This window comes from Neisseria sp. HMSC068C12 (assembly GCF_001814095.1).
Taxonomy (GTDB): Bacteria; Pseudomonadota; Gammaproteobacteria; order Burkholderiales; family Neisseriaceae; genus Neisseria; species Neisseria perflava.
Window position 1 is genome coordinate 1 of record NZ_KV814803.1, and the last position, 522, is coordinate 522.

A 522-nucleotide genomic window follows, 5' to 3' on the forward strand; every position below is an offset into this window, starting at 1 on the left:
CTGTTTGCCGAAGTCGATTCCGGCTGCGGCATTTTCCAACTGGTCGCACAACTCGACCGCAACGGCCGCCATATCCGCCTCTGCTACAACGACAACGGACTGCCGCACAGCATTTACGACGGCAGTGGCCGACACTTTCAGCCCGTATTCTCCTCCATCCGTCTGCACGACAACGATCCCGACTTCGACCCGGCCGGAGAACGGGACGTATTCGTTTCCGAAGACGAACGTTTCTACGTCAACCGCCTTACTTCCGTCACCTTCAACGGCAAGGAATTGGTGCGCTACGACTACGACGGCTGCGGCAATTTGACCGCCGTTTACGGACGAGACGGCAAAAAACTGCGCGGTTTCGCCTACCGAAACCACATCATGGTCGAACATAGCCAACCCGACGGACTGGTGTCCCGCTACGAATACGACCGTTACGACGCCGACGGCAAAGTGCTTAAAAGCAGCAACAACCTCGGTGAAGAATGGACGTTCGCCTACCGCAAAGACCATACCGTCGTTACCGACGCA

Annotated in this window: 1 pseudogene; it reads left to right on the forward strand. The window is 56.9% G+C overall.

From position 1 onward, the window contains the following. Positions 1 to 522 (forward strand): annotated as a pseudogene (locus tag HMPREF2952_RS11480) (RHS repeat protein); the annotation flags it as partial.